Origin of the sequence: Nocardiopsis sp. CNS-639 (genome assembly GCF_000381685.1) — a bacterium.
Classification (GTDB): domain Bacteria; phylum Actinomycetota; class Actinomycetes; order Streptosporangiales; family Streptosporangiaceae; genus Nocardiopsis; species Nocardiopsis dassonvillei.
In genome coordinates this window covers 1-14,755 of sequence record NZ_KB906860.1, presented here as the reverse complement: position 1 = coordinate 14,755, position 14,755 = coordinate 1, and the positions used below count along the sequence as shown (strand labels likewise).

Annotated in this window: 11 protein-coding genes; 9 read left to right on the top strand and 2 right to left on the bottom strand. The window is 74.7% G+C overall.

Going from position 1 to position 14,755, the window contains the following annotated elements:
• Positions 1-26: 26 nt before the first annotated feature.
• A complete protein-coding gene (locus G011_RS0112760; protein WP_019608795.1) occupies positions 27-887 on the top strand; it encodes an alpha/beta fold hydrolase in 861 nt (286 codons plus the stop codon).
• Positions 888-958: 71 nt separating this feature from the next.
• Here G011_RS0112760 and G011_RS0112755 read toward each other — a convergent pair whose 3' ends face one another.
• Positions 959-1,798 (bottom strand): SDR family oxidoreductase, encoded by an 840-nt coding sequence (locus G011_RS0112755; protein WP_019608794.1) that lies wholly within the window; start codon positions 1,796-1,798, stop codon positions 959-961.
• A 253-nt stretch (positions 1,799-2,051) separates the two neighbouring features.
• Here G011_RS0112755 and G011_RS0112750 point away from each other — a divergent pair, with 253 nt between their 5' ends.
• Positions 2,052-3,335 (top strand): AGE family epimerase/isomerase, encoded by a 1,284-nt coding sequence (locus G011_RS0112750; RefSeq protein WP_019608793.1) that lies wholly within the window; start codon positions 2,052-2,054, stop codon positions 3,333-3,335.
• On the top strand, positions 3,332-4,378 hold the full coding sequence (locus tag G011_RS0112745; protein ID WP_019608792.1) for a PfkB family carbohydrate kinase: 1,047 nt from the start codon (positions 3,332-3,334) through the stop codon (positions 4,376-4,378). Before G011_RS0112750 ends, G011_RS0112745 begins: the two co-directional genes overlap by 4 nt.
• A gap of 218 nt (positions 4,379-4,596) precedes the next feature.
• On the opposite strand, the gene G011_RS0112740 is transcribed toward G011_RS0112745, so the two are convergent.
• Positions 4,597-5,769, bottom strand: a complete 1,173-nt coding sequence (locus G011_RS0112740) for a glutamate--cysteine ligase (protein WP_019608791.1) — start codon at positions 5,767-5,769, stop codon at positions 4,597-4,599.
• A 385-nt stretch (positions 5,770-6,154) separates the two neighbouring features.
• Between G011_RS0112740 and G011_RS0112735 the strand changes: the two genes are divergently transcribed.
• The 6 genes from G011_RS0112735 to G011_RS0112710 all read left to right on the top strand — a co-directional run bounded on the left by G011_RS0112735 (position 6,155) and on the right by G011_RS0112710 (position 14,110).
• Positions 6,155-9,037, top strand: coding sequence for a LuxR family transcriptional regulator (locus tag G011_RS0112735; protein ID WP_019608790.1), 2,883 nt, complete (start codon positions 6,155-6,157; stop codon positions 9,035-9,037).
• 85 nt (positions 9,038-9,122) lie between these two features.
• Positions 9,123-10,046 carry an ABC transporter ATP-binding protein gene (locus G011_RS0112730; protein ID WP_026338255.1) on the top strand — a complete coding sequence of 308 codons (924 nt, stop codon included), beginning with the start codon at positions 9,123-9,125 and terminating at the stop codon, positions 10,044-10,046.
• The gene (locus G011_RS0112725; RefSeq protein ID WP_019608788.1) at positions 10,043-10,762 is read left to right on the top strand and encodes an ABC transporter ATP-binding protein; all 720 of its coding nucleotides are present in this window, start codon (positions 10,043-10,045) and stop codon (positions 10,760-10,762) included. Before G011_RS0112730 ends, G011_RS0112725 begins: the two co-directional genes overlap by 4 nt.
• 12 nt (positions 10,763-10,774) lie before the next feature.
• Entirely contained in the window at positions 10,775-11,626 is an 852-nt protein-coding gene (locus G011_RS0112720) for a branched-chain amino acid ABC transporter permease (protein WP_017562488.1), read from the top strand.
• A gap of 2 nt (positions 11,627-11,628) precedes the next feature.
• Positions 11,629-12,720: a branched-chain amino acid ABC transporter permease gene (locus G011_RS0112715; protein ID WP_019608787.1), complete on the top strand. Its 1,092-nt coding sequence runs from the start codon at positions 11,629-11,631 to the stop codon at positions 12,718-12,720.
• Between the two features lie 64 nt (positions 12,721-12,784).
• Positions 12,785-14,110, top strand: a complete 1,326-nt coding sequence (locus tag G011_RS0112710; protein ID WP_019608786.1) for an ABC transporter substrate-binding protein — start codon at positions 12,785-12,787, stop codon at positions 14,108-14,110.
• The last annotated feature ends 645 nt before the right edge of the window (positions 14,111-14,755 follow it).

Here is a 14,755-nt window from a genome sequence, read left to right as displayed (position 1 = left end):
TCCCCGTATCGGGTAGACCGAAGGGCATGGACCCGACACGTATCGCCTTCGAAGAACGGGGGAGCGGCCGCCCCCTGGTCCTCCTCCACGGACTCGGAGACCGCCGCCAGAGCTGGACCGCCGTGATGCGGCGGCTCTCCGCGGACTACCGCGTCATCTGCGTGGACCTGCCGGGGTTCGGCGCCTCACCGGGGCCCGGCCCCGACGAGCCCTACGACGTCCTCACCCTGACCGACGACATCGAGGCGTTCTGCCGCCTGCACGGGCTGGAGCGCCCGCACCTGGCGGGCAACTCGCTCGGCGGGTCGATCGCCCTCGAACTGGGGGTCCGGGGCCTGGCCGCGTCCGTGACGGTGTTCTCCCCGGCGGGGTTCTCCGACAGGCTCGCCCGGTGCGCGATACGCGGGGTCGGCGCGCTCTCCCGCCTGGCCGCGCGCGTCCCGATGCCGGTCAAGGAGCGCCTGGCCAACACCGCCCCGGCCAGGACGGCCGCGCGGATCGCGCTGCGCGGTGACCCCTCCTCGCCCGCGGCCAAGGCGACCCGGTTCAGCGTCCGGGGCCTCCAGCAGGGCTCGCCCTACATCCGGCTCGTGCCGCGCATCGCCGAGTACGCCTTCACGGCACGGCCGATCGAGTGCCCGGTCACCATCGCCTGGGGCGACCGCGACCGGACGCTGCTGCCGTCCAGCGCCGCGCACGCCCACCGCCGGGTGCCCAACGCGCGCATGGTCTCGCTGATCGGCAGCGGGCACATCCCCATGGCCGACGACCCGGTCACGGCCGCCGAGCACGTCCGGTGGACCTGCCGCGCCGCCGACCTGGGGAGCGCCAAGGCCGCCGCGCGCAACGCGGCCGGGCGGGTGACCAAACCCGGTCCCCGGGACTGAGCCCGGTTCCCGGGGCGTGTCCGGTGGATGCTGCCCTTCGCGCAGCAGGGTACGTGTCCGCCGAACACGCCCTAGCAGCTGAAACCGCCGTCGGTGCTGATCACCTGGCCGGTCACCCACGAGGCCTCGTCGGTGGTCAGCCAGGCCAGCAGCCTGGCCGGGTCGTCGGGCAGGCCCACCCGCCCGGCCGGGAAGCCGGGCAGGACGCGGCGCATGAGGTCCTCGTCGATGTAGCCGGTCTGCACCGGGCCGGGGTCGACGGCGTTCACGGTGATACCGCGCGGGCCCAGCTCGGCGGCGACGGTCGGGGTGATCTGGGCCAGGACCGCCTTGGCCGACGCGTACGCCACCTCGCCGGGCATCGCCCCGCGGATCTGCCCGGAGGTCATGAACAGCACCCGGCCGCCGGGGCGCCCGTCGTGCCGCGCCGCGAAGGCCTGGGCGAGCAGGATCGGCGCGCGGGCGTCGACCGCCCAGTGCCCGTCGAGCATCTCCAGGGTCACCTCGGCCAGCGTCGCGTCGCCGCCGTTGCGCGCGTGGTTGGCCACCAGGACGTCCAGGTGCCCGAACTCGGCCACGGTCGCCTCCACCACCCGCCGGGGCGCGTCGGGGTCGGCCATGTCCGCGCCGACGTCGGCCACGCGGGCGGCGGGGTCGCCGAGCACCTCGCGCACGCCGTCGAGCACGGCCGTGAGGTCGTCGCTGCCCCAGGGCAGCTCCGCGTCGTGCGGCTGGTGGTGGTGGACCATCACCGAGGCGCCGTACGCGGCGAGGCGGCGGGCGACGGCGTAGCCGATGCCGCCGCGCCTGCTCGCGCCGGTGACCAGGGCTGTCCTGCCGCGCAGGGGCAGGGGGTCGCGGGACAGGGCGTCCCGGTCGGGGTGTTCGGGGGAGGAACCGGAGTGGGCCATGGCGGGCCTGCCTTCTGCCGTGGACGGACGGGGAGCCGGCCCCGCCGTGGGTCCGGGCGGCGCCGGGGCGACTCTGGCAGAAGGGGTGGGGCGGCGCACCCGGTTTTCGGCCTCCCCTCCGGAGCCGTGTGTCCGGAATGTTCTGTCTCGGGAGCGATGGTGTGTTCTGTTGACCGGGCTCCCCGGTCTACCGCGGTGTCGAGTTCGCGGGATACCGTGGACCCGCTCACCGACGCCTTGAGGAGGCAGTGGATTGACACCATCGACACGACCGGCCCCGGGCCTGCCCGAGTGGCTGCGCGAGGAGGAGCGGCGGCTGTACGGCTTCGCCGCGGGATCCGCCGTGTCCGACGGCTTCGGCTGGCTCGACGCGGACGGGCGTGTGGAGCGGGACCGGCCAGCCGCCGCCTGGATCACCGCGCGGATGACGCACGTGTTCTCCCTGGCCCACCTGCGGGGGGAGGCCGACGCCGGACGGCTGGCCGACCACGGTGTGGCGGCCCTGGCGACGGGCCCCCTGCGTGACGCCCGGGACGGCGGCTGGTTCGACCGGGTGCCGGACGACACCGGGGGGAACACCTCCCGGGAGCGCTCCCATGAGCTGCCGCGCAAGTCGGCCTACGAGCACGCGTTCGTGGTCCTGGCCGCCTCCAGCGCCACCCTCGCCGGTCGTCCGGGAGCGCGTGAGCTGCTCGACGACGCGCTGCGGGTCGTCGAGGAGCACTTCTGGGAGGAGTCCGCGGGCGCCCTGCGCGAGAGCTGGGACTGCGGGTGGACCGCCACCGAGGACTACCGGGGCGCCAACAGCAACATGCACGCCGTGGAGGCCTTCCTGGCCGCGGCCGACGCCACTGGCGACGCAGTGTGGGCCCGCCGCGCGCTCTCCATCGCCGAGCGCCTGATCCACGGCGTGGCCGCCGAGCACGACTGGCGCCTGCCCGAGCACTTCACCTCCGACTGGAAGCCCGTCCCGGACTACAACCGGGACCAGCCCGACCACCCCTTCCGGCCCTTCGGGAGCACCACCGGCCACCTGCTCGAATGGGCGCGCCTGCTGGTCCACCTGGAGGTCGCGCTGAGCCGTGCGGGCGACCCCGTCCCCGCGTGGCTGCGCACCGACGCCGAGGCGCTGTTCGACCACGCCGTCCGGCGCGGCTGGGCCGTCGACGGCGCCGAGGGGTTCGTCTACACCCTCGACTGGCAGGACCGGCCGGTCGTGCGCGAGCGCATGCACTGGGTGGTGGCCGAGGCCGCCATGGCCGCCTGGGCGCTGGGGGAGCACACCGGCGTGGCCTCCTACGCCGACCTGCACGAACGCTGGTGGGCCTACGCCGACCGGTACCACGTGGACCGCGAACGCGGCAGCTGGCACCACGAACTGGACCCGGACAACCGCCCGGCCGCGAGCGTGTGGCCGGGCAAACCGGACGTCTACCACGCCTACCAGGCGGCACTCCTGCCCCAGATCGGGCTGTCGGCCTCCATCGCGGCCGCCCTCCTGCCCGGCACTGACCACGACTCCGGAGGAAACGCGTGACCGCCGACAACACAGGGGACGCGCAGGACGCCCCGGCCGGAGGGGCCGCGGCGGCCGGATCCTCACCCCGCCTCGTCGTGGTGGGCGAGAACGTCATGGACCTGCTGCCCACGTCCCACGGCCCCGACGTGCTCAAGGCGGCGCCCGGCGGCGGTCCGGCCAACACGGCGGTGGCGGCGGCCCGGCTGGGCACGCCCACCCGGCTGCTCGCGCGGATCGGCGCGGACGGCTTCGGCGAGCTGATCCGCGAGCGCCTGCTCGGGGAGGGGCTGGACCCGGCGGGACTGCTCCCGGCCCGGGAGCCGACGGCGCTGGCCCTGGCCACGCTCGGCCAGGACGGGTCGGCCCGATACGACTTCCGCATGGACGACGCCGCCGACTGGCGCTGGCGGACGGGGGAGCTGCCCGAGGAGCTGGAACCGGGGGTCCGCGCCCTGCACGCCGCGTCGATAGCGTTGTTCCGCGAGCCCGGCGCCACCCTGATCGAGGCGATGCTGCGCCGCGAGCACGGGCGCGGGCGGGTGACGCTCACCCTGGACCCCAACATCCGCCACGACGTCATCGGCGACCCCGCCACCGCGCGGGCGCTGGCCCTGCGCCACGCCGCGCAGGCGCACCTGGTGAAGGCGAGCGACGAGGACCTGGCGTTCCTGTACCCGGACCTGTCCCCGGTCCGGGCGGCCCACGCCGTCGCCGCGCTGGGCCCGGTGCTGGTGGTGGTGACCATGGGCGCCGACGGGGCCCTGGCGGTCTGCCGGGGCGAGGAGGTGGCGGTGGCCGCGCCCAGGACCGAGGTGGCCGACACCGTGGGCGCGGGCGACTCCTTCATGGGGGCCCTGCTGAACTGGCTGGACCGCCACGACCGGTTGGGGGAGGACCCGCGGGCCCGCCTCGCCGGACTGGACAAGGCGGACCTGGAGGCCCTGCTGGGGTTCGCGGTCTCGGTCGCCGCGGTCACGGTGACCCGGGAGGGGGCGAACCCGCCCACCATGGCCGAGGTGGCGGGCGGGGACGGCGGCCCGGAGGAGCTGGCCCGGCGGTAGCCCCGGCTGCCTTCGGGCGCTCCGGGGCGCAGCGGTGGTCCCGGCCGCCTTCGGGCGCTCCGGGCGGCCTCCGGGAGCGGCTGCCGGGCGGGGCTGCCGGAGCCGGTGGCCGGATGCGGGCAGCACGACGTGGGAGGGCCCTGGGGACCCCCCGTATCCAGGAAACCGCGGATCCGGGGCGGGCGGTAGCCCCTGTGGACAACGACGGCCCGCCCTCCTCAGACGAGGCCCTCCCTGGTCTGGACCACGAGGTGGTCCACCACGTCGGCGAGTCTGCCCCGCCGGGCGTACACCGCGCGCTGGCGGGCGGCCCCGCTCCCGGCCGCCCGCACCCGGTCGAGCAGCGAGGAGGCCAGGTCGGCGTCGCCGTTGGCCAGCAGGCCGGGCAGCGCGGCGTGCAGCAGCCGTTCGGAGGCCGCGTGCCCGGGCAGCGCCTCACCGGTCAGCGGGTCGGGCACCACGCCCTCCAACCCGTCCCGGGCGGCCCGCCACACGGCGGCCCGCAGCGCCTGGTCGGGGATGGCGGGCGCGGGGACCCCGTAGAGCACGTCGGCGAGCGCGCGACCGGTCAGGCCGCGGACCAACAGGGCCAGCAGCAGCGCCTCCTCGGCGGTGGCGGCCACGTCGCTCACCCGGATCTCCAGCGTGGGCAGGTGGTCGGAGAGGCGGACGTCCCAGTAGACCATCCGCCGGTCCAGGATCGCCCCGGAGTCGGAGAGCGCCCGCACCGCCTGCTCGTGCTCGGCGAGGGAGCGCAGGAACGGGGGAGGACCGGCCGAGGGCAGCCGGTTCCAGGCGACCGTGCGCCAGCTGGAGTAGCCGGTGTCGCGTCCGGCGTGGAACGGCGAGTTCGCCGACAGCGCCACCAGGAACGGCAGCCACCGGCGCAGGTGGTTGCCCACGGCCACGGCGGTCTCCCGGTCGGGGACGCCCACGTGCACGTGGCAGCCGCACACCACGTGCGACTCGCGCAGCGCGCCGAAGTGCGCGGTGATGTCGGCGTAGCGGCGCCCCTCACTGGTCCCCACCGAGGCCGGATCACCCAGGACGGCGGTGCCGGAGGCGACGACGGCGAGCCCGGCCGCGCCCGCGGCGCGGTCCAGCTCCCCGCGCGCCGCGCGCAGGAAGCGCAGGGCCTCGCCCGCGTCGTCGCACACCGGGCTGTTGGCCTCCACCTGCGCGCGGGAGAACTCACCGCACAGGTGGTCGCCCAGGACGCGGGTGTTGGCGAGCACCTCGGGCGCCCGCGACAGGATGAGGCGGGTGCCGGGGTCGACGACGAAGAACTCCTCCTCGACGCCGAAGGTCGGGGGCACGGTGCGGTTGCCGGTGCGGGTGCCGGCGGACACCGGCCGCCGCGTGTCGTGTGCTGCCGTGGAGCGGTTCTCCATGGGCGTCGGTCCCTCCCTGCCGTAGGGGCGTTCCCTCACGGGGCGTCCCGGACTGGATATCCCCGTCGGGGGCGGTCGCGACAGTGTCCTGAAGAAGATAAAAAGCTATCCATGTGATCTTTTGTCCCGTTTGCCGGTATCGCGGGTGTGTCGTTGTGCGCACGTTACGGCTTGATAACCCTGCTCCCGGCCCGCGTGGGAGCCGGGGCGGCGCGGGACCCCCTCGGGAGGGTGAGCCCCGTCACTTTCCCCGACCACGGAAACCCAGGTGGGCACCGTGATGCCCTGCCCGCGCATCCGTCCCGTGGGTACCGCGAGTACCCCAACCCAGGCCCGTCACGCACGTCGCGTGCGACTCCGGGTGAGCATCGGTGAAACGACCAGTGTGGTCGCCCGCACCTGCCGCGTCGGGGGCCCGCTGTGCGAATGTGTGCACGTGGCTGGCAGGAACACACAACCCCCCGTCACCCGCCTCCGGGGTCGCGACACGGAGCAGCGGGCCCTCTCCGACGCCCTGGACGACGCGCGGTCCCGCCGGGGCGCCTCCCTGCTCCTCTCCGGAGGCCCCGGGCGCGGCAAGACGGCGCTCCTGGAGCACCTGAGCGGGTCCGCGGGTGGTTTCACCGTGCTCCGCGCGGACGGGGTCGCCGACGAGGCGGGCCTGCCCCTGGCCGGGCTCCAGCGCCTCCTCCGCCCCCTCACGGAGGAGACCGAGCGCCTTCCCGAGCCCCGGCGCGGCCTGCTCCGCGACGCCCTGACCCGGGGAGCGGTCGCCGACGCCGACCGGCTCGCCCTCTACACCGGCCTGGTCGAACTGCTCTCCCGCGCCGCGGCCGACCGCCCCCTCCTGCTGTGCGTGGACGACGCCGACCGGCTCGACGCGCCCTCGCTGGACGCCCTGGCCTTCGTCGCGCGGCGCCTCGCCGGAACCCCCGTCGCCGCCGTCCTCACCGCGCGCGAGGGCCGCGGCAAGCCCGCCGGGGCCCGCGTGCCCGAGGCCGACGCCGAACCCCCTCCCGACGCCCTCGTCCCCGGTGTCACCGAACTCCCGCTCGCACCACTGGAGGAGCGGGCGGTCCACGACATCCTCACCGACAGGGCCCCGGTCACCCCGGCCACCGCCGTGCGCTCCGCCCTGGTCCGCGCCGCCCACGGCAACCCCGCCGCCGTCCTCGGCCTCCTGCGGGGGCTGTCCCGGGCCCAGCTCCTGGGCGAGGAACCCCTCCCCGACCCGCCGCGCCTGCCCGGCCGCCTGCGCGCCGGCTTCCTCGCCCCCTACCGCGATCTCCCCGAGCGGACCCGCCACCTGCTGCTGCTCGCCGCCCTCGGCGACGAGCCCCGCGTCCACCGGCTGCTGGAGGCCTGCGAGGATCCCGGACCGAACGCCACCGGCCCCGGACCGACCGTCACCGACCTCGAACCCGCCGAGGAGCGCGGCCTGGTGCGGGTGGAGGGCGACACCGTCGTCTTCACCGACCCCCTGACGCGCGAGGCCATCGCCCAGGACGCCCCCGCCGGGCGGCTGCGCGCCGCGCACCGGGCCCTGGCCCGCGCGTGCGACCCCGCACTCTCGCCCGCGGAGTTCGTCCGCCACACCGCCTCGGGGGCCGACGCGCCCGACGCCGGGCTCGCCGAAGCCGCCACCGCCGCCGCCCGGCGCGTCAAGCGGATCGAGGGCCGCCTCGCCGCCTCCCACGCCTACGAGCGCGCCGCCGACCTGTGCCCCGACCCCGACGAGCGCGCCTGCCGGCTGAACACGGCCTCCTACGAGGCCTACATGGCCGGGAGCTCGGCGCGCGCCACCCGGCTGCTCGCGCGGGCGCGTCCCCTGGCGGTGACGGACCGGCGGCGGGCGACCTCCGACCTCATCGACGCCCAGATCGCCATGCGCGGCGAGAACGCCATGGACGTCGCCGAACGCCTGCTCACCGTAGGCCGCGAACTCATCCCCCACGACCGCTTCCTGGCCCTGCGCGCCCTCGTGCGCTCGGCCGACGCCGCCTCCCTCGCCGGGGACGCCGTCCGCCACGGCCGGGCCGCCGAACTGGCCCTGCCCCTGGTCCGCCCGGACGACCCGGCGCCGATGCGCATGGTCGCGTCCTTCCTGGAGGGGTGCGCGGTCTCCTTCCGCGGCGACTACCCCGGCTCCACCCCGCTGCTGCGCGAGGCCACCGGGCTGGCCGCGATCGCCAAACCCTCCGAGCTGGTCTGGGCGGGCATCAGCGGCCTGCGCCTGGGCGACGCGCCGTTCGTGCGCTCGGTGACCTCGCGCGCCGTCGAGGTCGGCCGCCTGCGCGGCGAACGGGCCACCCTGCCCGCCGCGCTGGGCTTCCTGGTCTTCTCCGAGTTCTGGAGCGGGCGCTTCCCCTCGGCCGCGGGGACCGCCCTGACCGGTCTGCGGATCTCCCGCGAGACCGGCCAGACCGTGTGGGCCACCCAGCACCTGGCCTCCCTGGCGATGATCGCCGCCATCCAGGGAGACGTGGACACCTGCCGCATCCGGGCGCGCGCGGTCGCCGCCCAGGCGGGGGAGAACAGCCTCGGCCTCGCCGCCGCCCTGTCGGCGTGGGCACTGGCCGTCCTGGAGCTGTCCCGGGGCAACGCCGCGGAGGCGTTCTTCCGGCTGCGCGCCCTGGTCCACGCCGCCCCGGGGCACGGCCACCCCACCATGCGGCTGCTCACCGCCCCGCACTTCGTGGAGGCGGCGACCCGCATGGGCGAGACCGAGTGGGCGCGCACCTCCCTGGCCGGGTACCGGCGCTGGGCCGAGTCGGTGGGCAGCCCGAGCACGCTGGCGCTGGCCGCCCGGGGCTCGGGTCTGCTGGCCGCGGGCGACGAGGCGTGCGACCACTTCGAGAACGCGCTGGCCCTGCACCGGGTCGGCGGCGACGACGACGTCGAGCACGCGCGCACCCAGCTGCTGTTCGGCGCCCACCTGCGCCGGGCCCGCCTGCCCGGCCGGGCCCGCGAGCACCTGTACAACGCGCTGGAGTCCTTCGAACGCTTCGGGGCGCGGTTGTGGGTGCGCCAGACCCGCGCCGAGCTGCGCGCGATCGGGACCGCCGAACGCGGCCCCGACCCCGTCTCCACCAGCGAGCTGACCGCGCAACAGCAGCAGATCGCCCGTCTGGTCGCCGAGGGGGCCACCAACCGCGAGGTGGCCGCCCACATGTTCATCAGCCCGCGCACGGTCGAGCACCACCTGCGCGGCATCTTCCGCAAGCTCAACATCAGGTCCCGCGTGGACCTGGCCCGCCTGTTCAACTGACCCCGGGCCGACGGTCGAGGCGCCGCCGGACACCCCCCTCATACCAACTGGTCGGTACGCCTCCGGTCGAAGAGAAAGGCAGCCCATGACGACGACCGCAACGGAGCACCTCCTGAGCGCTGACGGGGTGACCGTGCGCTTCGGGGGCCTCACCGCGCTCGACGGCGTCGGACTCCGGGTCGCGCCCGGGTCCGTCGTCGGCCTCATCGGCCCCAACGGAGCGGGCAAGACCACCCTGTTCAACGTCCTGTCCGGCGTCCTGCGCCCCACCGCCGGGACCATCACCTGGAAGGGCGCCCCGCCGCCCGGCCGCCGCCCCCACCACCTCGCCCGCGCCGGCATCGCCCGGACCTTCCAGGGCCTCAACCTCTTCCCGATGATGACGGTCCTGGACAACGTCGTCGCCGGGGCCGACCGCCTCGCCTCCGGAGGCCCGTTCTCACTGCTCACCGGACTGGGACGGCACCACCGCGACGAACGCGAGCTGCGCGGGCGCGCCCTGGCCGCCCTGGAGCGCTTCGGGGTCGCCGAGCACGCCCACCGGCTGCCCGCCACCCTGCCCTACGGCGTGCAGAAGCAGGTCGCCCTCGCACGCGCCTGCGTCGGCGAACCCGAACTCCTCCTGCTCGACGAACCCGCCAGCGGGCTGTCCGGAGCGCAGATCGACGCCCTCGCCGACCGGATCCGCGGCTTCAGCCGGGACATGGCCGTCGTCCTCGTCGAGCACCACATGGACCTGGTCATGCGGGTCTGCGACCACATCGTCGTGCTGAACTTCGGCCGGGTCATCTCCACCGGCACCCCCGCCGAGGTCCAGGCCGACCCCCTCGTCACCCAGGCCTACCTCGGCACCCCCGCGGACGCACCCGCGGACTCACCCGCCCGGAACGCGGGAACCCCCGCGGACGCGCCCGGCCGGGACACGGGAACCCCGGCCCGGGCCACGGCCGCCGCCCCCACGGACACCCCCGCCGCCGATCCCGGCGACGCGAACGGAGCCGCCCGATGACCGCCCCGCCCCTGCTGTCCGTCGAGGAGCTCAGCGCCTCCTACGGAGCCGTCCGCGCCCTGGACCGCGTGTCCCTCACCGTCCCCGCCAAGGGCGTGTGCGCCGTCCTCGGCGCCAACGGAGCGGGCAAGACCACCCTGCTGCGCACCCTCACCGGCCTCCACCCGGCCGCCTCCGGGCGCGTCCTGCTCGACGGCGAGGACATCACCCGCCTGCCCGCCGAGAAGGTCATCACCCGCGGCCTCGCCCACGTCCCCGAGGGCGGCGGCGTCATCGTCGAACTCACCGTCGAGGAGAACCTGCGCCTGGGCGGGCTGTGGCGGTCCGACCGCCGCCGCGACTCCGCCATGGGCGAGGTCCTGGAGCTCTTCCCGCCCCTGGCCGAGCGGCGCGCCAGGCCCGCCAGCACCCTCTCCGGTGGCGAGCGCCAGATGCTCGCCATCGGCCGCGCCCTCATGGCCCGGCCCCGGGTGCTGCTGCTCGACGAGCCCTCATTGGGCCTCGCGCCCCTGGTCACCAGGCAGATCTTCACCCTCCTGCGCGACCTGCGCGACCGCACCGGGCTCACCGTCGTCCTGGTCGAGCAGAACGCGGCCGGGGCGCTGTCGGTCACCGAGACCGGGTTCGTCCTCAACCAGGGGCGCGTCGCGGTCGGGGGCGCCTCCGCCGACCTGCTCTCCGACGACCGCACGCGCCACGCCTACCTGGGCTTTTAGAGGAGTCCCCGCATGACCCACTTCATCAACCTGACCCTCAACGGGCTGGCGTCCGGGGCGGCCTACGCGGCGCTGGCGCTGTCCCTGGTGATCATCTACCAGGCCACCCGCCTGGTGAACTTCGCCCAGCCCGCGCTCGCCCTGGTCGCGGTCTACACGGCCTACACCGTCACCCAGCTCACCGGCTCGTACTGGCTCGGCTTCGCCGCCGCGCTCACCGCGGGCCTGGCCGCGGGCGCGCTGGTCGAGCGGTTCGTCATCCGGCCCATCGCCCGCGTCTCCCAGCTCAACGCCATCATCGTCACCCTCGGCCTCCTCCTGGTCGTCCAGGGGCTGGTCGGGATGGTCTGGGGCAACGAGCAGCACGGGTTCGGCTACGCGTTCAGCTACGTGGGCCGCTTCTCGCCCGCCAACGTGTTCGCCCTGGTGTCGGTCGGAGCCGTCGCGCTGCTCCTGTTCGCCCTGTACCGGTTCACCCCCCTGGGCCTGCGCATGCGCGCCGCCGCCTTCCACCCCGAGGCCGCCCGGCTCAGCGGCGTGCGGGTGGGCCTGATGCTCACCGCGGGGTGGGCGATCGCCTCCTTCATCGGCGCCCTGGCGGGCATGCTCGCCGGACCGCCGTTCATCTCCCCGAACGTGTTCGACGTCGTGTTCGTCTACGGCATCACCGCCGCCGTCATCGGCGGCCTGGACAACCCGTTCGGCGCCGTCCTCGGGGGGATGCTCATCGGCCTCGGTATGTCCTACGTGTCCGGCTACGCCGGGCCCGAGCTGGCCACCCTCGCCGCCCTCGTCATCGTCGTCGCGGTGCTGAGCGTGCGCCCCGACGGCATCCTGTCCCGCCCGGCCGCGCGAAAGGTGTAGCGATGCCCTCACCCACCCGGCAGCGCGCGGAGCGCGCCGCCGCCCCCCACCCCCCGAACCCGTCCGCCGCCTCCGGCGGCCGGTGGCGCGCCCTGCCCGCGCCGCTGCGCCACCTGCTCCTGGCCGCCCTCGGGCTCGCCGCCGTCACCGCGCTGCTGCTGGCCACCGGAGACCTCACCGCGCTGCGCGTGGCCGCCGTCGGCTACACCATGCTGGCCGTCGCCGGTCTGCAACTGCTCGTCGGCGGCAGCGGCCAGGTGTCCCTCGGCCACGGCGCGTTCATGATGATCGGCGCCTACACGATGGCTCTGCTGGTCCTGTACCAGCCCATGCTCCCCCTGGCGGTGAACCTGCTGCTCATCGTGGGGGTCTCCGCCGTCGCCGGGATCGCGGTCGGCGCGGCCACGGCACGCCTGCACGGCCCCTACCTGGCGGGGGCCACCCTCATCCTCGCGGTCGGCCTGCCCGGGCTGACCCACCGCTACCACGAGCTCCTCGGCGGCAGCAACGGCCTCAACATCCGCACGGCGGGCGCGCCGCCCCTCCTCCAGGGCCTGGTCACCGACAGCGAGTGGAAGGCCCTGGTCGTGTGGACCGCCGTGGTGATCGGCCTGGCCGTGCTGGCCACCGTCTCCACCGGCCGCCTGGGCCGCCGCATGCGCGCCATCCGCGACGACGAGACCGCGGCCGCCATGGCCGGGATCCCGGTCGGCACGACGAAGGTGGTCGCGTTCGTCATCGCCTCGGCGGCGGGCGGCCTCGCGGGCGGCCTCCAGGCCTACGTGCTCGGCACCGCGACCCCCAGCACCTTCACCCTCGCGCTGTCGCTGACCCTGCTCGCGGCCCTCGTCCTGGGCGGCATCGGCAGCCTGTGGGGCGCGCTGTGGGCCGCGGTCGCCATCGTCTACCTGGAGGTCTGGGTCGCCGACCTGGCCGGAACCCTGGGCCTGAGCCGCGACGCGGAGAACAACCTCCCGATCGTGTTCTTCGGCGTGGTCCTCATCCTCGTCCTGCGCTTCTGGCCGCTGGGCATCCACGGCGCGCTCCAGCGCCTGACCGCACGCCTCGGACCCGCCGGGTCCGGACCCCGCTAGTCGGTGCCGGGGCGCCCGCCCGCCCGGCACCGCTCCACCCCCCACCCCCGAGAAGGAGAACCCCATGCGCAACCGCAGCGGAACCCGGGCCGCCCTGGCGGCCTCCCTGGCCCTGACGATGCTGGCGACGGCCTGCACCGGCGCCGGTGAGGTCACCGAGGGCTCCGAGGTCGACCTGAACGTCTCCACCGGCGTCACCGACGACGCCGTCGTCATCGGCTCCCACCAGCCCCTGACCGGGCCCGCGGCCCCCGGCTACCTCGCGGTCTCCCAGGGCGCCCGCGCCGTGTTCGAGTACGTCAACGCCCAGGGCGGCGTGAACGGGCGCGAGATCGACTACCGGGTCGAGGACGACGCCTACGACCCCGCGCGGACGATCGACGTGACCCGGCAGCTGGTCATCGAGGACGAGATCTTCGCGATGGTGGGCGGTCTGGGCACACCCACGCACAGCAGCGTCCTCGACTACCTCAACGAGGAGGGCGTGCCCGACGTCTTCCCGTCCTCGGGCGCCCTGGCGTGGAACAACCCCGACGAGCACCCGCTGACCTACGGCTGGCAGACCGACTACACCAAGGAGGCGAAGATCCAGGGCGAGTACATCGCGGAGAACTTCCCCGACCAGAGCGTCGGCTACCTGTTCCAGAACGACGACGTCGGCGAGGACTCCCAGACCGGGCTCGACCAGTACCTCGGCGACGAGGTCGTGGCCCGGGAGCACTACGAGTCCGAGGTGCCCGACCTCAGCGCCCAGATCGCCGAACTGGAGCGCACCGGGGCCGAGGTGGTCGTGTGCTCCTGCATCCCGGCGTTCGTCGCGCTCGGCATGCTGGAGGCGGCCAGCATCGGCTACGAGCCCCAGTGGGTGGTCTCCAGCATCGGCGGCGACACCGCCACCCTCCAGGGGCTGCTGGCGGAGTTCACGCAGGACACCGACGCCGAGGGCGTGCCCGCCGACGAGTTCCTCGACGGCATGCTCATCACGAGCTACATGCCGCGCGTGGAGGACGAGGACGACGAGTGGGCCCGGTTCTTCATCGACGTGTACGAGGAGTACGGCGAGGGCGGCACGATCACCAACACGCACGTCTTCGGCATGACCCAGGCCGTCATGTTCGCCCAGGCGCTCAGGTCGGCGGGCGAGGACCTCACCCGCCAGTCGCTCGTCGACGCCCTGGAGTCCCAGGAGTGGCAGGGCCCCAGCCCCGTCCCCTTCGCCTCCGGAGACGGTGACCACGGCGGCCACCAGGGCGTCTACGTCGTCCGGTACGAGTCGGGCGGCAGCATCGAGATGGTCCAGGAGCCCCGTGTGACCGACCGCGAGGGCGGCCCCATCGAGGAGACCGACTTCACGGCCCTGGGCCCGGACGAGCTGGTCTTCCACGACTGAGCCCGGACGGGCCGGATGAGCTCAGTCGGGTTCGGATGGGCTTGGACAGGTTCGGTTGGGCTCAGTCGGGTCCGGATGGGTTCGGGTGGGTTCGGGTGGGCTTGGACGGGCCCGGATGGGTCGGATGGGCCCGGGAGGAGCTCGGAGGAACTCGGAGGAACTCGGATGGGTCCGGAGGGCGGTGGCCCCCGTGGGTCGGTGGTCTCTGCGAGTGGATGGTCTCCGCGGGTCGGTGGTCTCCGTGAGTGGGGCGGTCTTCGTAAGGCTGGGTTTTCCACAGGCGCGCATCGGGGCTGGTCGTGGGTGGCGTAGTGATGGTTTCCTGGAAATAGGGGGGATCCCACCCACGGAGGCTTTGGTGTGCCCTTAAGCGCCCTGTGCCCAACGGGGATGACGAATTGAGGAGTAGGGAGGGGCCGTCTTCAGGTCCCCTCCCTACGCCGTTCTTGTCGGGGGTTTCTGGCGGCAACGAAAGCGCGCCAGCTGCCGCGAAGTGGAATGGTCTGCGAAAAACGGTGGGCGTCGGGTGGGGGGCGGGGGTGTGCGACGAAAATCGGCACCAAAGGCGGGAGCGCCCACCGGAGGGCGACCAACGCCCGGGGTGTAGGGGTGGTCGGGCTCTGCTGCGTCGGCACCAACGGCAAG